General features: G+C 63.9%; 19 protein-coding genes. 6 read left to right on the plus strand and 13 right to left on the minus strand.

Annotation, left to right across the window (positions count from 1 at the left end):
- Positions 1-44 precede the first annotated feature (44 nt).
- From DXT88_RS12925 to DXT88_RS12935, 3 genes are all read right to left on the minus strand, one after another.
- A complete protein-coding gene (locus DXT88_RS12925) occupies positions 45-923 on the minus strand; it encodes a pirin family protein (RefSeq protein WP_265213949.1) in 879 nt (292 codons plus the stop codon).
- Positions 924-951: 28 nt separating this feature from the next.
- Positions 952-1803 (minus strand): pirin family protein, encoded by an 852-nt coding sequence (locus DXT88_RS12930; protein ID WP_265213951.1) that lies wholly within the window; start codon positions 1801-1803, stop codon positions 952-954.
- 104 nt (positions 1804-1907) lie between these two features.
- A complete protein-coding gene (locus DXT88_RS12935; RefSeq protein WP_265213953.1) occupies positions 1908-2291 on the minus strand; it encodes a DoxX family protein in 384 nt (127 codons plus the stop codon).
- Between the two features lie 185 nt (positions 2292-2476).
- On the opposite strand from DXT88_RS12935, the gene DXT88_RS12940 reads away from it, so the two are divergent.
- A complete protein-coding gene (locus DXT88_RS12940; RefSeq protein WP_265213955.1) occupies positions 2477-3397 on the plus strand; it encodes a LysR family transcriptional regulator in 921 nt (306 codons plus the stop codon).
- Positions 3398-3427: 30 nt separating this feature from the next.
- Here DXT88_RS12940 and DXT88_RS12945 read toward each other — a convergent pair whose 3' ends face one another.
- Both DXT88_RS12945 and DXT88_RS12950 read right to left on the minus strand, forming a co-directional pair.
- Entirely contained in the window at positions 3428-4402 is a 975-nt protein-coding gene (locus DXT88_RS12945) for a GlxA family transcriptional regulator (protein ID WP_407649333.1), read from the minus strand.
- A gap of 54 nt (positions 4403-4456) precedes the next feature.
- A complete protein-coding gene (locus DXT88_RS12950; protein WP_265214164.1) occupies positions 4457-5737 on the minus strand; it encodes an MFS transporter in 1281 nt (426 codons plus the stop codon).
- Between the two features lie 132 nt (positions 5738-5869).
- Between DXT88_RS12950 and DXT88_RS12955 the strand changes: the two genes are divergently transcribed.
- From DXT88_RS12955 to DXT88_RS12975, 5 genes are all read left to right on the plus strand, one after another.
- Positions 5870-6400: an isochorismatase family protein gene (locus tag DXT88_RS12955; RefSeq protein WP_265213959.1), complete on the plus strand. Its 531-nt coding sequence runs from the start codon at positions 5870-5872 to the stop codon at positions 6398-6400.
- A 166-nt stretch (positions 6401-6566) separates the two neighbouring features.
- Positions 6567-7334 (plus strand): fumarate/nitrate reduction transcriptional regulator Fnr, encoded by a 768-nt coding sequence (gene fnr / locus DXT88_RS12960; protein WP_265214166.1) that lies wholly within the window; start codon positions 6567-6569, stop codon positions 7332-7334.
- Positions 7335-7367: 33 nt separating this feature from the next.
- Positions 7368-8087: a phosphatase PAP2 family protein gene (locus DXT88_RS12965; protein WP_265213960.1), complete on the plus strand. Its 720-nt coding sequence runs from the start codon at positions 7368-7370 to the stop codon at positions 8085-8087.
- 22 nt (positions 8088-8109) lie between these two features.
- On the plus strand, positions 8110-9171 hold the full coding sequence (locus DXT88_RS12970) for a diacylglycerol/lipid kinase family protein (RefSeq protein ID WP_265213961.1): 1062 nt from the start codon (positions 8110-8112) through the stop codon (positions 9169-9171).
- Position 9172: 1 nt separating this feature from the next.
- Positions 9173-9985: a metallophosphoesterase family protein gene (locus DXT88_RS12975; protein ID WP_265213964.1), complete on the plus strand. Its 813-nt coding sequence runs from the start codon at positions 9173-9175 to the stop codon at positions 9983-9985.
- An 84-nt stretch (positions 9986-10069) separates the two neighbouring features.
- Here the strand turns inward: DXT88_RS12975 and DXT88_RS12980 are convergent, their stop codons facing one another.
- The 8 genes from DXT88_RS12980 to cobO all read right to left on the minus strand — a co-directional run bounded on the left by DXT88_RS12980 (position 10070) and on the right by cobO (position 17299).
- Positions 10070-10369: a hypothetical protein gene (locus DXT88_RS12980; protein ID WP_265213966.1), complete on the minus strand. Its 300-nt coding sequence runs from the start codon at positions 10367-10369 to the stop codon at positions 10070-10072.
- 223 nt (positions 10370-10592) lie between these two features.
- Positions 10593-12050 (minus strand): cobyric acid synthase, encoded by a 1458-nt coding sequence (locus tag DXT88_RS12985; RefSeq protein WP_265213967.1) that lies wholly within the window; start codon positions 12048-12050, stop codon positions 10593-10595.
- Complete coding sequence (cobD, locus tag DXT88_RS12990; RefSeq protein WP_265213969.1) at positions 12047-13090, minus strand: threonine-phosphate decarboxylase CobD; 1044 nt, start codon at positions 13088-13090, stop codon at positions 12047-12049. Before cobD ends, DXT88_RS12985 begins: the two co-directional genes overlap by 4 nt.
- Entirely contained in the window at positions 13083-14063 is a 981-nt protein-coding gene (gene cbiB / locus DXT88_RS12995; RefSeq protein ID WP_265213971.1) for an adenosylcobinamide-phosphate synthase CbiB, read from the minus strand. Before cbiB ends, cobD begins: the two co-directional genes overlap by 8 nt.
- On the minus strand, positions 14057-14635 hold the full coding sequence (gene cobU / locus DXT88_RS13000; RefSeq protein ID WP_265213972.1) for a bifunctional adenosylcobinamide kinase/adenosylcobinamide-phosphate guanylyltransferase: 579 nt from the start codon (positions 14633-14635) through the stop codon (positions 14057-14059). The genes cbiB and cobU overlap by 7 nt, the downstream gene beginning before the upstream one ends.
- Positions 14636-14667: 32 nt before the next feature.
- On the minus strand, positions 14668-15324 hold the full coding sequence (bluB, locus tag DXT88_RS13005; RefSeq protein WP_016833610.1) for a 5,6-dimethylbenzimidazole synthase: 657 nt from the start codon (positions 15322-15324) through the stop codon (positions 14668-14670).
- The gene (locus DXT88_RS13010) at positions 15321-16694 is read right to left on the minus strand and encodes a cobyrinate a,c-diamide synthase (RefSeq protein ID WP_265213974.1); all 1374 of its coding nucleotides are present in this window, start codon (positions 16692-16694) and stop codon (positions 15321-15323) included. Before DXT88_RS13010 ends, bluB begins: the two co-directional genes overlap by 4 nt.
- A 2-nt stretch (positions 16695-16696) precedes the next feature.
- Positions 16697-17299: a cob(I)yrinic acid a,c-diamide adenosyltransferase gene (gene cobO, locus DXT88_RS13015; protein WP_016834956.1), complete on the minus strand. Its 603-nt coding sequence runs from the start codon at positions 17297-17299 to the stop codon at positions 16697-16699.
- Between the last annotated feature and the right edge of the window lie 9 nt (positions 17300-17308).

Raw genomic sequence — 17308 nt, forward strand, 5'->3', positions numbered from 1 at the left:
GCGTTCTTTGTTTCCGGCATCCGGTTCGTTGCCAGCAAAAATGCTTACTTCTCCGGCAATGGAATCCATTCCACCTCGCCCGGGATCGCGCCGAACACGTCACGGTCCTGCGCCCGCCATGCCAGCTTGGCGCTATCGATCAATTCCTTGCTGCTGGCCACGAAATTCCACCAGACGAAGCGCGGACCGTCGATCGGCTCGCCGCCCAGCACCATGAACAAGGTATCGTCCTGCGCCGTCAGCAGCACGTCGATGCCCGGCTCCAGGATCGCCAGCACGCCGGCTTCCAGCGTTTCGCCGTCAAGCGTCGCTGCACCCGTGACGACATACACCGCGCGTTCGCTGTAATCGGCCGGCAGACTCAGCGTGCCGCCGGCCTTGATGCGACCGCACACATACAGCGTGGGGCTGGAGGTCTTCACCGGCGACTCATGGCCGTAAGCCTTGCCGGCCAGCAGATGCAGACTGGCGGCGCCCACCTCGATGCGCGGCATGTCGTCTTTCGCATAATGATGGAAGCTGGCGTCGCCCTGCTCCTGGTCCTTCGGCAAGGCCACCCACATTTGCAGGCCGTGCACCGGCACCTTGTCGTTGCGGATGTCGTCCGGGACGCGTTCGGAATGCACGATGCCGCGCCCCGCCGCCATCCAGTTGACCGCGCCCGGCGTGATCCGCTGCACCACGCCGAGGCTGTCGCGATGCATCATGGCGCCGGAAAACAGATACGTCACCGTCGCCAGGCCGATATGCGGATGCGGACGCACGTCGCCTTCGGTGGTGCCGCTGTCGAATTCGACCGGCCCCATGTGATCGAAGAACACGAACGGACCGACCGTGCGGGCCGCCGCCGCCGGCAACAGGCGCCGCACCGGGAAACCGATGTCGCGCACCAGGCCGTGGATCAGATGACGAATGCTGCTCATGGGGCGTTCCTTATCAAAGAGTTATGGTTCAAAACTTGCCTGCGCGGAAGTCGTCGATGGCCTGCTCGACTTCTTCACGGGTGTTCATGACGAACGGTCCCCATTGCGCGATCGGCTCATTGAGCGGCTGGCCGGCGATCAACAGGAAGCGGCTCTCCTTGCTTGCCTGGATTTCTACTCCTTCAGCACCGGCGGTATTGCTCAGGATCGCCATGCGCCCCGCTGCGGCCACGCGCTGGTCTTGTCCGACCAGCAATTCGCCTTCGTACACATACAGGAAGGCATTATGCGTCGCCGGAATCGGCAAGGCGAGCCGTTTGTCGGCTTGCACGTGCAGGTCCAGATACAGAGGCGCCGTGGTCGGACGTTCAACCGCGCCCTTGACGCCGAATGCCTGGCCGGCCAGCACGCGCACCTGCACGCCATCCTGGGGCGTCACTTCGGGAATCTGCGCCGACGGAATGTCGCTGTAGCCCGGCGTGGTCATCTTGTCGCGTCCGGCCAGGTTGACCCACAGCTGGAAACCGCTCATGAGGCCGTCTTCCTGCTCCGGCAATTCCGAGTGAACGAGACCGCGGCCGGCGGTCATCCATTGCATGCCGCCCGGTTCCAGCAGGCCTTCGTTGCCGGCGTTGTCGCGGTGGCGCATGCGTCCTTGCAGCATGTAGGTGACGGTTTCAAAGCCGCGATGCGGATGGTCGGGGAAACCGGCCAGGTAATCATCGGGTTTGTCCGAATGGAATGCGTCCAGCATCAGGAAAGGATCCAGGCGGCGTTGCAGATCATGGGTCAGCACACGGGTAAGGCTGACACCGGCGCCATCCTGGGTCGGGATGCCGTTGACCAGCCGTTCCAGCTGGCGGGTAAAAGTGGTGCTCATGGTGTTTCTCCTCTGAGGTACGGAAGTGCGGCAGTGGATGCGCTGCCGTCACCTTGTTACCAGATTGTTGCGGTTGCAGTTTTATCAACGATGCGGCAGGCAGCTCATTCGTCGGCAGGCTTCACCGACCAGACGATCAGCAGACCGCCGATGAGAGACACGTTCTTCAGGAATTGTGTCAGCTGGCCTTGCATGGCGGCAGCGTCGACAGCCCAGAAGCGATGTGCCGCCAGCGTCGCGCCGACGGTGAAGATGGCGATCAGCAATGCGGCAGGACGGGCAAAGCGGCTGCCTGTCAGCAACAGCAGGCCGGCGCCGACTTCCACCAGGATCGTGACGATCACGGCCACTGTCGGAACGGGAATGCCGAGGCTGCCCATGTAACCGACCGTGCCGGAAAAGCCGATGATCTTGAAGATGCCGGAAATGACGAACAGCGATGCCAGCAGGACGCGGCCGACGGTGAAAGCGGATTTGGAAATGATCATGATGAAACTCCCTCGAATGAATAATGGATGATGTGGATGTTGGATTTGTGAATCTGATCTGTGGATCTTTATAAATCTGAGCAACGATGTTTCAGAAAGCAGAGTCAGAATAATGCGAATGATCGCCACAAGAAATTGATTATTTTTCTATAATCACTATCTAATAATTAGATAATGTTATCGATATGAACATAGAACGTTTTTCCCTCGACCAGCTGCGCGTATTCGTCCAGGTGGCCGACAGCGGCAGTTTCCTGGCGGCCGCACGCGTCCTCGCCCGGGCCCAGTCGGCAGTCAGCTACGCCATCGGCACGCTGGAAAGCCAGCTCAACGTCGCCTTGTTCGACCGCAGCGGCTATCGCCCGCAACTGACCGACGCCGGCGAGGCGCTGCTGCGCGATGCGCGCCAGGTATTGGATCAGGTCGATTCGCTGCAAGTACGCGCCAGCGCGTTTTCGCAGGGGCAGGAACTGGAAGTGGCGCTGGCGGTGGACGTGTTCTTCCCCACCGATTGCCTGGTCGACCTGCTGCGCCGCTTTCGCGACGTCTTTCCGGCGGTGACGGTGCGGCTGGAAGTGGAAGCGCTGGGCGCGGTGGCCGAGCGCGTGATTGACGGCCGCGCCATGCTTGGCATCCTCGGCACGCTGCCGACCACGCCGCCCAATCTGCTGCGCGTGACCTTGCCCAGCGTGATGGTGGTGGGCGTGGTGTCGCCGCAGCATCCGCTGGCGGCGGTCAAGGGCAGGATTCCGGACAAGCTGCTGGCGCAGCAGACGCAACTGGTGCTGAGCGACCGCAGCGAACTGACTGCACGCCAGGACTTCTCGGTGCACTCCCGGCTGTCGTGGCGCATGAGCGACCTCGGCACCAAGCACGCGCTGCTGCGCGCGGCCATGGGCTGGGGTTATATGCCGGAGCATGTGGTCAAGGACGATCTGAAATCGGGCAAGCTGGTGCGCATCCAGACATCGCAACACTCGCCGGAAGGCATGGCCTTGCCGATCCAGTGCGTGTACCGGCCCGACTATCGTGCGGGGCCAGCCTTGTCGTGGTGGCTGGATTCGCTGGCGGGGTTGAAGACGCTGGACGGGATCAGCATCATCTGAGATTGCTCAGTGTGCTGCTCAATGCGCTGCTCAATGTGCCGAAAACCGGCTGCGATACTGCGCCGGACTCACGCCAAGCTGGCGCTGGAACACGCGCCGCAGGTTCTGTTCTTCGCCGTGGCCGGTTTCGGTGGCGATGCTCTTGAGCGGCAGATCGGTTTCTTCGAGCGCGCGACAAGCGGCCTCCAGGCGCATGGCTTCGACCGTCTTGGCCGGCGTGCGCCCCTGCTCGGCGACATAGGTGCGGGCGAAGGTGCGCGGGCTCATGTTGACGCGACTGGCCAGATTTTCCACACGCAGATCGTGCTTGAGATTGGAAGCGATCCAGGCATGCAGTTCGGCGAAACGGGCGTTTTCCGAAGACTGCGACACCAGCGGCACGCTGAACTGCGATTGCCCGCCCGGCCGCTTGATGAACATCACCAGTTGCCGCGCGGTCGCGATCGCCACTTTGTGGCCGTAGTCCTGTTCCACCAGCGCCAGGGCCAGGTCAATCCCGGCCGTCACGCCGGCCGAGGTCCAGATGTCGCCCTGGCGAATGAAGATCGGTTCGGGATCGACTTCAATCGCCGGGAATTGCTGTTGCAACCGCAGCGCCCAATCCCAGTGCGTGGTCACGCGCTTGCCATCCAGCAGCCCGGTCGCCGCCAGCAGGAAGGCGCCGGTGCAGACCGAACACACCCGCCGTGCCCGCCCCGCATGCTGCCTGATCCATGCCACCAACGCCGGATCGGCCTCGAAGCGATCACCGACGCTGCCGCCCGGCGCGATGATGGTGTCGATGTCCAATTGGTCGAGCGCATCCAGCGCTTCGGTCTCGACGCTCAGTCCGGCGCCGGTCATCAAGGCGCCGCCATGCGACGACAGCACGCGCACTTCATACAGGGGACGCGGATCGCTGACGCCTGCCGACGCCGCCACCCGGCCCGCGCTCACGAAGGTTTGCAAGGGGCCGCTGAGGTCGATCAGGTTCATGCCCGGATAGGCCAGCAGGGCGATGCGCAATGGGCTGCGGGGCTTCATGAATGGTCTTGTCCTCGTCCTTGTTTTCTTGTCGGGTCAGTTTGCCGTTGCCGTATTTGCGGCGGCATTCCTGGCTGCGGCGGCATTCGCCAGCATCCACCACACGCTGACGAGCGCGCAGATCAGCAGCAAGGGCAGGATCGCCAGGTTGAGCGCCGACCAGCCGTAGTGTTCCAGCAAGGGGCCGGCGGCCAGCGTCGCCAATGCGGTAGCAGCATAGCGCAAAAATTCCGACAATCCCTGCGCGCGGGCGCGTTCGCTGGGCCGGTACGATTGCGCCAGCAAGGTGGTGCCGCCGACGAACATGAAATTCCAGCCCACGCCCAGGCACAGCAAGGCCACGTAGAACGCCGGCAGGCCGGTCGACGCCATCGCGATCAGCGCGCACGCCAGGTTGAGCGCGACGCCCGCCAGCACCGCCGGACCAAGTCCGCAGCGCTTGATCAGCGCGCCGGCGAAGAAGGACGGCGCGTACATGCCGACCAGATGCCACTGGATGATGTTGGCGCCGTCGTCGATGCCGTGATGGCAGGCTACCGCCGCCAGCGGCGCGGCGGTCATGATGAACATCATCACCATCGAGCCGACCACGTTGTTGGCCAGCGCAGCGACGAACACCGGCTGGCGCGCGATCTCGGCGGTGGAGCGTGGCGGCGCATCGGTTTCAGCTGCGGCCGTGGCTTGGGCGGCGCCGCCGACGGCTTCGGTATCACGGTAGAAGACCAGCAGGACGATCATCGACAACAGGCTCAGCAACGCCACCATCAGGTAGGCGCCGGAAAACAAGGCGGTCGGGAACAGATCCTTGCTCCACGACGCCAGCGCCGGCCCCAGCACGGCGGCAATCACGCCGCCGGTCAGTACGGTAGAAATGGCGCGGCTCTTGAATTCGGCGCTCACCGCGTCGGCCGCCGCCAGCCGGTAATACTGGGCGAAAGCCTGGAACACGCCGACCCCGGCGGTGCCGATACAGAAGCTCCAGAAATGTCCGTGGAACACCGACCACACAGAAATCGCCCCGCCAATCGCACCGGCCAGCGCACCCAGCGCAAAGCTCAGCCGCCGTCCCAGCCGCTGGATCAGGAACGCTGCAAACCAGGTCACCACCGCTCCGGCCACCGTGATCAATGCAAACGGCAGCGTCGCCAGCGACTTGTCCGGCGCCAGCTGGTAGCCGGTCAGCGCCGTCAGCGTCAGGTCGATCGAAATGGCGCAGGTGAACAGGCCCTGGCATATAGCCAGGATGCGGGCGTTGCGATACCCTGCCCCATAAGAATCGGGTAAGGAAGCCCGGCTAAGATCCTTGTGTTGATGCAATTTTGGCAAGCTCACGAACTTCCTTCAGAACAATGGCGATGGTGGAATTGTCGAATTCGTATGCAATGGGGTCAATGACACAAAACATTCAATTCCTGCCATCATCGCCTTACCTCGTCCAGGGAGAACACCATGCTGATGAACGCCAATGAATCCGCCCTGCTGATCATCGATGTGCAGGAAAAACTGATGCCCGCGATCCACGACGGCGCCAACGTGCTGACACAGAACATCCGCCTGGCGACCATCGCCAGCCTGCTTGGACTGCCCGTCATCGCCACCGAGCAGACGCCCGAAAAGCTTGGTCCCAATCATCCCGACATCAAACGCCTGTGCGACCGCACGCTTGCCAAGACGCATTTCGACGCCTGCGTCGACGGCTTGCCCGCGACCTTCCTGCCGGCCTGCAAGGAAGTCGTCGTCAGCGGCTGCGAAGCCCACGTCTGCATGCTGCAAACCGCCATGACGCTATTGCAGAACGGCTATCGCGTGTGGGTCGTGACCGACGCCACCGGCTCGCGCAAGACCGCCGACCGCGACGCCGCCTTCACACGGCTGGCGCAGGCCGGCGCTCATCTGGTGACGCTGGAAATGGTGGCCTTCGAATGGATGCGCGACAGCCGTCATCCGCTATTTCGGGAAGTACTGAAGCTAATCAAGTAAACTGGAACTCATTTCATCAACAGGCGCGCCTTGCATCTCATCCCAAACAGGACAAGCTCGCACTCACGCCTGTTGATGAAATGAGGAAATGAGTTCGAACATTCTGCTTACGCAAACCACGACGCACGCCACCATCGCAGCACCGAAAAAGGAAGCCGTTTCGACTATGTCTTTGCCCATCAACGCTGCCGATTCGCCCTCCTCTCCCGTCCCTGTCCTGCAGGCGCTGAAAGCCGGTTGCGCCTCGTGCAGCCTGCACCAGCTATGCCTTCCCATGGGACTGGACGAAACCGACATGCAGCGCCTGGACCAGATCATCGGCCGCCGCCGCCGCATCAAGCGCGACCAGAGCCTGTATCGCATGGGCGATGCGTTCGACATGCTGTACGCAATCCGGCTCGGCCATTTCAAGACTTACCAGGTCAACAGCAACGGTTCCCAGCAGATCACCGGTTTCCAGATGGCAGGCGAACTGCTCGGCATGGACGCCATCGGCACCGGTCGCCATCAGTGCGAAGCGGTTGCGCTGGAAGACAGCGAGGTCTGCGAAATCCCGTTCAGCCGGCTGGAAGAATTGTTCCAGGACATGCCGGTGCTGCTACGCCAGTTCCACCGCATCATGAGCAAGGAAATCTCGCGCGAGCAAGGCGTCATGCTCACGCTCAACAGCATGAGCGCACAACAGAAACTGGCCGCTTTCCTGGTCAACCTGTCCACGCGTTACGCCACGCGCGGCTACTCGGCGAGCCGCTTCCAGTTGCGCATGACGCGCGAAGAAATCGGCAACTACCTCGGCCTGGCGGTCGAGAGCGTCAGCCGCCTGCTCTCCAATCTGAAGAAGAACGGCGTGGTCGACGTCAACCATCGCGACCTCGAACTGCTCAATCTGCCGGCGCTGCGTTCGATCGCCCTGGGCACGGATCCCTGCGCCTGATGCACCAGGCGAATCAATCACACTGTAATCCGCATGACGCAACAAACTCCACCTTCATCCTTCCTGCGCGCGCGACTGGCGCGCGACCATCATCTCGGCCTGCCGCTGACCACCGGCATCCTTGCCGTACTGAGCGCCTGCGCGCTGTTCGCCCTGGTCGCCGCGCATGCGCTGTCGCCGGGCGCGCTGGTGGATCTCGATCAGCACATCGCCGACTGGCTGCATGCGCGCGCCACTGCCGGACTTACGCAAGCGATACTGGCGTACACCCATCTGCACGGCACCATCGGCGTGCTGGCGATGAGCGCGGTGCTGGCGTTTTTCCTGTTCCGGCAACGGCCGCGAGCAAGCGCCTGGCTGCTGACGCTGGCAGTCACGGTGCCGGGCGGGATGCTGTTCAACTATTGGCTGAAATTCCAGTTCCAGCGCGTCCGCCCGCATTTCGAACAACCCATCCTGGTACTGCATAGCTACAGCTTTCCCAGCGGGCACACCATCGGCGCAACCTTGTTCTACAGCGTGCTGGCGGCATGGCTGGCGAGCTTGCCGGGCAACCATGCGCGTCGGCCGGCAATCATTATCATCGCGACAATACTGACGATGATGACCGCACTGAGCCGGCTCTACCTCGGGGCGCATTTCTTCAGCGACGTGCTGGCGGCGATGCTGGAAGGCCTGGCCTGGTTCGCCTTGTGGGCGACGATTATTTTTACCGTGCAGCGGCACCAATTGGCGAGAAAGTCTTCAAACTGATTTTGACGACCACTTTCTGCCGATGACAATAAGACCAGCAACAGAATCCGCATCAACAGTCGAGTCGCCTCGCAGTCCTTACTCCCCCGCCCTTCAGGTCGCCGTCATCATCAACGCCCACGCCGGCGGCGGCCATGCTGATGAACTGGCGCAACGCGTCGCCGACGGCTTTCGGCAACATCAGGTCGAAGCGCACGTCACGCTGGCAGCAGACGGCGCGGCCCTCATCGACGCCGCACGCGTGGCGCTTGAAGACGGCGCCGACATCATCGTGGCCGGCGGCGGCGACGGCAGCGTCAATGCGGTGGCATCGGTGGTCAGCGGCAGCAAGGCCGCGTTCGGCGTACTGCCGCTGGGCACGCTCAACCATTTTGCCAAGGACCTCAATATCCCGCTCGCGCTCGACGACGCCATCCGCAATGTCGTCGAAGGACGTCGTCTCGCCATCGACACCGGCGAAGTCAACGGCGTGCTGTTCATCAACAATTCCAGCCTGGGTTTGTATCCCGACATCGTGCGTGATCGCGAAAAGCAGCAGAACCGCCTCGGCCGCGGCAAATGGCTGGCGTTCTGCTGGGCCGCGATGGGCGCGTTGCGACGCTATCCCTTCCTTGATGTGCGCCTCGATGTTCTCATGGGCACCAAGGACGGTGAAGACAATGCAGAAAGCCACCATCGCCGCACGCCCTTCGTCTTCATCGGCAACAACGAATACCTGATGGACGGCCTCAACATCGGCAAGCGCAACAGCTTGTCCGAAGGCAAGCTGAGCCTCTACGTCTGTCACCGCACCGGCCGCCTCGGCCTGGTCCGGCTGGCGCTGCACGCGCTGTTCGGGCGCCTCCGGCAAGCGCGCGACTTCGACATGCTGAGCGCGGCCGAGATCGAAATCGACACCCGCCACCGCCACGGCCAACATCGCATCAAGCGCCTGCGCGTCGCCACCGACGGCGAAGTCACCATCATGCAGACGCCGCTGGTCTATCGCATACGGCCGGCGTCGCTGACGGTGATCGTGCCCACCGTCCCGGATGCAGACCCGGATCCTGAAGAAACCCGTACATTCACAGAACAGAAGGCATGACATGCGCACCATCGTCCATCTCTCCGACCTGCACTTCGGCCGCATTGACGAAGCGCTGATCGCCCCGATCATTGCGCAGATACACGAACTTGCGCCGGACCTCATCGTCGTCTCCGGCGACCTGACCCAACGCGCGCGCTCCGAGCAGTTCCGCGAAGCGCGCCAGTTCCTCGATGCCCTGCCGCAGCCGCAGATCGTGGTGCCCGGCAACCACGATATTCCGCTGTTCAACGTCGCGGCACGCTTCTTCAGTCCGCTGACCAAGTATCGCCGCCACATCACCGAACAACTGCAGCCGATTTTCATCGACGAGGAAATCGCCGTCATCGGCATCAACACGGCGCGCTCGCTGACCATCAAGGATGGCCGCGTCAACGATCGCCAGATCGAGGTTGCGCGGCGCGAACTGGCGGCCGTCGACGATCACGTCGTCAAGATCATCGTCACCCATCACCCCTTCGACCTGCCGTCGGGACCGCAACATCACGACCTGGTCGGCAAGGCGCTGCCCGCCATGCGCGCCTTCGCCATCTGCGGCGCCGACGTGCTGCTGGCCGGCCACGTGCACACCAGTTCGGCGGCCAGCAGCGCCGCCCGTTACGACATCCAGGGATATTCGGCGCTGGTGGTGCAGGCCGGTACAGCGACGTCCACGCGCAGCCGCGGCGAGACCAATTCCTTCAATGTGTTGCGCGTGGAGGCGCATCACATCCTCGTGGAACGGATGCATTGGCAAGTTGAGCAGGGAAAGTTCACGCTCGGCGCAACCGACGCCTTCGAGCAACGCGGCAATGAATGGTTTGCCGCGCCATGAAGACAAAAGGCTCCGTCTCGTGAGAGACGGAGCCTGCAGCAGTGAAGTCCGTATGGGCTTGCGCTTGTCTGATTTACTTCTTCATTACCTCTTCGCGCCCGGGTTGCCCTTCATGTCCGGGTTGTTCGCGGGAATGCTCTTGTCGTCGCCGTCGCCGCCGGACGCCTTGCCCATCGCACCGGCCTCTGAAGCGCGTTTCTCCTTGCGCTCTGCCGACCTGGCAGCGCGCGATTTTCCCTTGGCGTTGTCAGTCACCTGATTGGTCGCATTATTGGCCGGACCCGTCTTGTCGTCGCCGTCGCCGCCACCTGCATTGACCGCATGTGCCTGAATGCCGGCAGTCATTGCGCCGACCATGAACAACAGGGCAAGTTGCTTCTTCATAGTGATCTCCTTGAGATGGTAAGTAGTCGCCGTTGCAATGCAACCGGCGTACATCCATGGTAGGAGCCCATGAGTTGAAAGGAAGTCGGCGCGCGCCGCGAGCGCACGTCAGAGAAACCATTTCAGTGCTGTCAGGCATTGCCGAATCAGCGACGAACTCGGCATTGTTCGGCATTGTTCGGCATTGTTCGGCATTGTTCGGCTTAGTTCGGCTTAGTTCGGCTTAACTTGTCTGCAAGGTTTTCACCAAGGCATCCAGCAAAGGCTGCGTCGCGTCGGCGACCCGCTCCAGACTCTCTTCGCGCAACTGATTCAGGTCGACCGCCGCAGCGCCGTTCAGACCGGCCCATTCCAGCAGCGCGGCAAACGCCTGCGGCGTATCGAACATGCCGTGCAGATAGCTGCCGAGAATCTGGTCGTCCGCTGAACGCGCACCTTCCGGACGGCCTTCGACATGAAATGCCGGGCGCTGCAGCGCTGTGCCCGCGGACACGCCCATGTGGATTTCATAGCCGCTGACAGGGACATGGCCAGCGCCGAATTCACAATGCCCCGACACCTGCAGCAATTGTTTTTTCTGCGTCAGTTCGGTTGCCATGTCGAGCAGCCCCAATCCTTCCATGCTGCCGGGCGCACCCTCCACGCCGTGCGGATCGTCGACGCTGGCGCCGAGCATCTGAAAGCCGCCGCAGATGCCGATCACCTTGCCGCCGTAGCGCAGGTGCTTGCGGATCGCATCCGGCCAGCCCTGCTGCCGGAGCCACGCCAGATCATTGCGCGTGTTCTTGCTGCCCGGCAGGATGATCAGGTCCGCGGGCGGAATCGGCCGGCCCGGTCCGATGAACTGCAAATCAACCTCCGGATGCGCGCGCAAGGCGTCGAAATCGGTATGGTTGCTGATGCGCGGCAGCACCGGCACGACCACGCGGAACGTTCCTTTGGCGCTTTGACTGGACGCCACCGCATCCTCGGCGTCGAGATGCAGGCCGTGCAGATACGGCAACACCGCCAGCACCGGTTTGCCGGTGCGTTGTTCAAGCCAGTCCAGGCCCGGCTGCAACAGGCTGATGTCGCCGCGAAAACGGTTGATCACGAAGCCGACCACGCGCGCCTGCTCGCTCTCGGACAGGCAGGCCAGCGTGCCTGTGAGGTGGGCGAACACGCCGCCGCGGTCGATGTCGGCCACCAGCACGACCGGGCAATCGACCGCTTCGGCGAAACCCATGTTGGCGATGTCGCGCGCGCGCAGATTGATTTCAGCGGGACTGCCGGCGCCTTCCACCAGCACCACCTCGTATTGCGCACGCAGGCGCTCATAGGACTCCAGCACCGCTGCCATGGCGCTGGTCTTGTAGCGGTGATAGTCGCGCGCGTTCATGTCGGCGCGCACCTTGCCGTGCACGATCACTTGCGCGCCGGTGTCGCTGGACGGCTTCAGCAGCACCGGATTCATGTCGGTGTGCGGGGCGATGCCGGCGGCCTGCGCCTGCAAGGCCTGGGCGCGGCCGATCTCGCCGCCGTCGCTGGTCACCGCACTGTTGAGCGCCATGTTCTGCGGCTTGAACGGCGCCACCTTGACGCCTTGCCGATGCAGCAAACGGCACAATGCCGCCACTACCGTGCTCTTGCCGGCGTCCGAGGTCGTGCCCTGCACCATCAACGTGTGGAAAGGAAATGTCATGCAGGGTGCTCCGTCTGCTCGGTGAATTCACGCCACGCCTGCAGCGCCTGTTGCAGGCGCTGCCAGCCTGCTTCGTCAGGCGGCAGCCCGAGGCGAATACCGCCTGCGCCGTGCATGAAGAGCCGCACCCAGATGCCCTCGCGCGCCATGCGATCATGGAAGGCGACGGCGTGCGGCTCCGGCCACCACTGATACATGGCGCTGCCGCCGGAGTCGATTCCATATTTGGCCAGCAAGCGCTGCAAACGCTGACCGGCAGCCAGCAAACGCGCTCGCGTGCTTTGCTGCCAGTCGACGTCGCGCAAGGCGGCGATGCCAATCTGCTGCGCCGGTCCGCTCACCGACCAGGGGCCCAGCAACTCGCGCAAGCCGTTCAGGATGTGCTCCTGCGCAGCGACAAATCCGAGTCGCACGCCGGCCAGTCCAAAGAATTTTCCGACCGAACGCAATACGATCAGTCCCGCCTGTGCGCCGGTGTACGCCGCCACGCTCATGTGCGGCGTAGTGTCGCCGAACGCTTCATCGACCACCAGCCAGCCGCCCCGCGCCGCCAGTCGCTGCGCCCAGCCGAGCAGGACGTCGGGCGCGACGCGCGCGCCGGTCGGGTTGTTCGGATTGCACACCACCATCACGTCGCAAGCATCGACTGCATCGACTGCATCGATGACGTCGGACAAACCGGCATAGCCGACTTCGCGCATCGCATGCCCGGCCTGCTGCCAGCGATGCGCATGCTCGGCATAAGCCGGGGCCGCGACGACCACGCGTGCTACGCCGTGCTCGCGCATGCGCAACTGCGGCAATGCCTGGATCGCCGCCTGGGTGCCGGCCACCGGCAGCATCTGCGGCGCGCCGTAGCAGGCGCAGGCGGCCGCAACCAGTTCGTTGCTGGATTCCGGCAAGCGATGCCAGGCGTCGGCGCGCAAGACAGGCGCCGGATAGAAATCGGGATTGATGCCGGTCGACAGATCGAGCCAGTCGGCGCGCGCGATGCCGTAGCGGATCACCGCGTCGTTGAGGTTGCCGCCGTGTTCAAGCATGGGCGGCTCCGAACGACAACAGCGTGGACAGCAGCATGGCGGTCGCCAGCATCACCGTCAGCCACAGCATCGCCGTGCGCGACACCAGCGTCCAGGCGCGTGCAATGTCGCCGGCGACCGCGTCGCGGCCGATGCCGAGCGGCGGCCGTTGTTCGACTTCGCCGTCATAGATCGCCGCGCCGCCCAGCGCCAGTCCCAGCGCACCCGCGCCGGACGACATCACCGGCCCGGCGTTCGGACTGCTCCAGGCCGGCGCCTGTTCGTGCCAGCAGGTCCGCGCCTGGCGCCAGTTGCCCAGCGCCGCATACGACAGCGCGGTCAGCCGCGCAGGAATCCAGTTGAACGCATCGTCGAGGCGCGCCGCCGCGCAGCCGAACGCCAGGAAACGCGGCGTGCGGTAGCCCCACATGGCGTCGAGCGTATTGGCCAGGCGGAACAGCAAGGCGCCGGGACCGCCGGCGACGGCAAACCAGAACAAGGTGCCGAAGACCGCGTCGTTGCCGTTTTCCAGCAACGATTCGACGGCGGCCTTGGCCAGGTCGGTTTCCTGTGATTGCGTGGTGTCGCGGCTCACGATGCGGCCGGTCAGAGCGCGCGCCGCCGCCAGGTCGCCGTCTTTCAGCGCCGCCGCAATCGGCATGACGTGGTCGCGCAGGCTGCGCAGGCCGATGCAGAAATACAGCAGCAGCACGTGCCAGGCAGCCGCCAGCCACAGCGATTGACGCGCCAGCAGGATGGTCGCCGCGCAAGCCAGCGCCACCGGCGGCAACACCGCCAGCAGCCAAGCGAACACGCCACGCGCATAACTGCCCGGCTGCCGGTTCAGGCGGCGCTCGATGCACTGCACATAGCGACCGAAGCCGACCAGCGGATGCCAGCGCCGCGTCTCGCCCAGCAGCCAGTCGAGCGCCACGCCGGCCGCCATCAGCAGCGCCAGCAAGGTCATGTCGAAGGCGTTGAAAGCGCTCAGCATGCGCGTCCTTTCAGCTCCAGCGGCAAGCCGGCGGCAACGAATTGCACGCGCTCGCAGATCGCCGCGACGGCCTGGTTCAGGCGCCCCGCTTCGTCGACGAACCAGCGTGAAATCGCGCCCTGCGGCACGATGCCCATGCCGACTTCGTTGGACACCAGCACCACGTCGCCCGGCGCCTGCGACAACGCTTGCAGGAAGCGCTCGCGTTCCGCCGCAAAGCTTGCCGGCGCTTCGATGCGGCCGATTTCCGGATATTCTTTTGGTTCGCTGAACAGCAGGTTCGACAGCCAGACGGTCAGGCAATCCACCAGCACGACGTTGCCGGGACGGCTGGCTCGTGCGATGGCGCCGCCCAGCGCGAGTTGTTCTTCCACGGTTTCCCAATGGGCGTATTGGGCGCTGCGCTGTTGCCGGTGCAAGGCGATGCGCGCCGCCATTTCATCGTCGCCGACGGCGGCCGTGGCGATGTAGATCACCGGCTTGCCGGCGGCTGCCGCCAGCCTCTCCGCCTGCGCGCTCTTGCCCGAGCGCGCGCCGCCGAATACCAGGGTGCGGGTTGTTTCCTGATTCATTTCCTGACTTATTTCCCGATTCATTTCCCGACTCATTGTTGTTTTTCCTTGTTTCCCCACGCATCGCTGAACACCAGGTCGTCCAGCGATTGCCGCGCCGCCCAGCCCTCTTGCTCCAGCATCGGGCGCGCATAGAATTCCCTGACGTGTCCCAGGCAGATCACCGCCACCGGCTTGGCGCCCGCCGGCATCGCCAGCAGCGTCGCCAGCTTGCCGGCATCGAACAGCGACACCCAGCCCATGCCGATGCCTTCTGCGCGGGCGGCCAGCCACATGTTCTGGATGGCGCAGGCGACCGAGGCCAGGTCCATCTCGGGCAAGGTGCGACGGCCGAATACGTGACGCTCGCGATCGTCCATCAAGGCCGCCACCAGCAACTCGCCGCACTCGCGGATGCCTTCCACCTTGAGCCGCATGAATTCGTCTTCACGTTCATGCAACGCTTGCGCGGTGAGCACGCGTTCCTGCTCGACCAGCGCATGGATGGCGTCGCGACGGCTGCGTTCAGTGATGCGGATGAATCGCCATGGCTGCATGAAGCCCACGCTCGGTCCGAGATGCGCCGCTTCGAGCAGCCGCTGCAGCAACGCAGGATCCAACGGCTCGGGCAAGAAATGGCGGATGTCGCGCCGCTCCGCGATCACGCGGTAAACGGTATCGATATCGGCCTGGCTGTAACGATGGCTCATGCCGGCGCCTCAATCTCTGGTGACGGCAGGAACAAGGCCGCCGCCGCTTCCGGCGACGAGGCAAAGTAGGCATGCAGATACGTCGCCGTCACACCGCGCACGCGATAGACGCGTTCGCCCGCCGAGGTGTCGTACAGGCGTTCGCCGGTGTAAGCGGCAGTCAACGCCGTCACCGTGGTCGAATAGTGGAAGGTATGGCAACGCAGCGTGCCCTGCGGCAGCGCGATGCTCTGGTAACCCAGTCCCTGCAAACGCCGCTGCATCACCGCACGGCCGCTCAGCACGCCAAGCATGCGCGCCCGCGCGCCATCCTTGTCGCTCAGGCTTTCCAGCAGATAGAGCAGACCGCCGCATTCCGCATACAGCGGTCTGCCGGCGGCGCAATGCCCGAGCAGCGCCTGCTTCATGGCAAGGTTTCCCTGCAATTCCTGCAGGTGCAATTCGGGATAGCCGCCGGGCAGGTATATGCTGTCCGCCTGCGGCAACACGGCGTCGCGCAACGGTGAAAAGAACACCAGTTCGGCGCCGAGCTGGCGCAGCAAATCCAGGTTGCCCGGATAGATGAAGGAAAACGCCTTGTCGCGCGCCACGGCGATGCGCTGTCCCGCCAGCAGCTGCGGCAGCGCCGACGCGTCCGCTTCCGGTGCAATGAACCCGACCGGCGCCGGCATGCGCGCCAGTTCGGTTTCGCCGATCAGCGCGGCGGCGGCATCGATGCGCTGGTCGAGATCGGCGACTTCGGCCGCCGGCACCAGGCCCAGATGACGCTCCGGCAATTTGAACTGCAGGTTGCGCGGCAGGCTGCCCAGATAACCGACGCCATGCGGCATGCCCTGGCGCAGCATTTCTTCATGACGCGGGCTGGCGACGCCGTTGCCGAGCAGCCCCAGCAGTGGAAAGCCGGGCCGGTAATGCGCCAGGCCGTAGCCGATCGCTCCCAGCGTCTGCGCCACGCCGGCGACGTCGACCACCGCCACGGCGGGAATCTTCATCAGTTCGGCCAGGTCGGCGCTGCACGGTTCGCCGTCGAACAGGCCCATCACGCCTTCAACCAGGATCAGGTCGGCCTGTTGCGCGGCTTCATGCAGCAGCCGGCGGCATTCCGCCACGCCCATCATCCACAGGTCGAGCTGATATACCGGGTTGCCGCTGGCCCGTTCAAGGATGGTCGGATCGAGGAAGTCCGGCCCGGTCTTGAACACGCGCACCCTGCGACCCTGCGATCGATGCCAGCGCGCCAGCGCCGCCGTCACGGTGGTCTTGCCGTGGTTCGAGCCGGGCGCGGTGATGAACAGCGCCGGGCACAAAACAGAAGACAAAGCGGAAGCGGAAGCCGAAGACGATGCAACCGCGGACGACGGAGTTGCCATGATCAGAACTCCACGCCCTTTTGCGCCTTGATGCCTTGTTCCTTGTACGGATGCTTGAGCGGGCGCATCTCGCTGACCAGGTCGGCCAGCTCGATCAGCGCATCCGGCGCGTGGCGGCCGGTGACCACGATGTGCAGCATCTCGCGCCGTGCGGCGAAGACGTCGAGCACTTCCTGCAGATCGAGGTATTGATACTTGAGCACGATGTTCATCTCGTCCAGGATCACCATGTCATAGGACGGATCCTTGATCATGCGCACCGCTTCGGCCCATCCGTGGGCGGCGGTTTTCATGTCGGCGTCGCGGTCCTGCGTATCCCAGGTGTAGCCGGAACCGACCACGTGGAAATCGCAATTCGCATGGCCGCCGAGGAAGTCGCGCTCGGCGCTGTACAAGGCGCCCTTGATGAACTGCACCACGCCCAGCTTCATGCCGTGGCCGAGGATGCGCATGCCCATGCCGAAGGCGGCGCTGGACTTGCCCTTGCCGGTGCCGGTGTTGACGATCAGCAGGCCTTTTTCCTTTTGTGCGGCGGCCTTCTTTTTCTCGAAGCCTTCCTTGTGCCGCTGGGTCATGCGCTTGTGCGATTCCGGATCGGTTTTCATGATGTGTTC

Source organism: Herbaspirillum lusitanum, assembly GCF_026127345.1.
In the GTDB taxonomy this organism is placed as follows: Bacteria; Pseudomonadota; Gammaproteobacteria; order Burkholderiales; family Burkholderiaceae_D; genus Herbaspirillum; species Herbaspirillum lusitanum.

What these genes read in the sequence shown, in the direction of transcription:
- DXT88_RS13010 (WP_265213974.1), bottom strand. Translation starts at nt 16,694, where the DNA reads ATGGCAACTCCGTCGTCCGCGGTTGCATCGTCTTCGGCTTCCGCTTCC.
- DXT88_RS12935 (WP_265213953.1), bottom strand. Translation starts at nt 2,291, where the DNA reads ATGATCATTTCCAAATCCGCTTTCACCGTCGGCCGCGTCCTGCTGGCA.
- cbiB (WP_265213971.1), bottom strand. Translation starts at nt 14,063, where the DNA reads ATGCTGAGCGCTTTCAACGCCTTCGACATGACCTTGCTGGCGCTGCTG.
- fnr (WP_265214166.1), top strand. Translation starts at nt 6,567, where the DNA reads ATGTCTTTGCCCATCAACGCTGCCGATTCGCCCTCCTCTCCCGTCCCT.
- DXT88_RS12925 (WP_265213949.1), bottom strand. Translation starts at nt 923, where the DNA reads ATGAGCAGCATTCGTCATCTGATCCACGGCCTGGTGCGCGACATCGGT.
- cobO (WP_016834956.1), bottom strand. Translation starts at nt 17,299, where the DNA reads ATGAAAACCGATCCGGAATCGCACAAGCGCATGACCCAGCGGCACAAG.
- cobD (WP_265213969.1), bottom strand. Translation starts at nt 13,090, where the DNA reads ATGCTTGAACACGGCGGCAACCTCAACGACGCGGTGATCCGCTACGGC.
- cobU (WP_265213972.1), bottom strand. Translation starts at nt 14,635, where the DNA reads ATGAATCAGGAAACAACCCGCACCCTGGTATTCGGCGGCGCGCGCTCG.
- DXT88_RS12975 (WP_265213964.1), top strand. Translation starts at nt 9,173, where the DNA reads ATGCGCACCATCGTCCATCTCTCCGACCTGCACTTCGGCCGCATTGAC.
- DXT88_RS12930 (WP_265213951.1), bottom strand. Translation starts at nt 1,803, where the DNA reads ATGAGCACCACTTTTACCCGCCAGCTGGAACGGCTGGTCAACGGCATC.
- DXT88_RS12940 (WP_265213955.1), top strand. Translation starts at nt 2,477, where the DNA reads ATGAACATAGAACGTTTTTCCCTCGACCAGCTGCGCGTATTCGTCCAG.
- DXT88_RS12970 (WP_265213961.1), top strand. Translation starts at nt 8,110, where the DNA reads ATGACAATAAGACCAGCAACAGAATCCGCATCAACAGTCGAGTCGCCT.
- DXT88_RS12955 (WP_265213959.1), top strand. Translation starts at nt 5,870, where the DNA reads ATGCTGATGAACGCCAATGAATCCGCCCTGCTGATCATCGATGTGCAG.
- DXT88_RS12965 (WP_265213960.1), top strand. Translation starts at nt 7,368, where the DNA reads ATGACGCAACAAACTCCACCTTCATCCTTCCTGCGCGCGCGACTGGCG.
- DXT88_RS12985 (WP_265213967.1), bottom strand. Translation starts at nt 12,050, where the DNA reads ATGACATTTCCTTTCCACACGTTGATGGTGCAGGGCACGACCTCGGAC.
- DXT88_RS12980 (WP_265213966.1), bottom strand. Translation starts at nt 10,369, where the DNA reads ATGAAGAAGCAACTTGCCCTGTTGTTCATGGTCGGCGCAATGACTGCC.
- bluB (WP_016833610.1), bottom strand. Translation starts at nt 15,324, where the DNA reads ATGAGCCATCGTTACAGCCAGGCCGATATCGATACCGTTTACCGCGTG.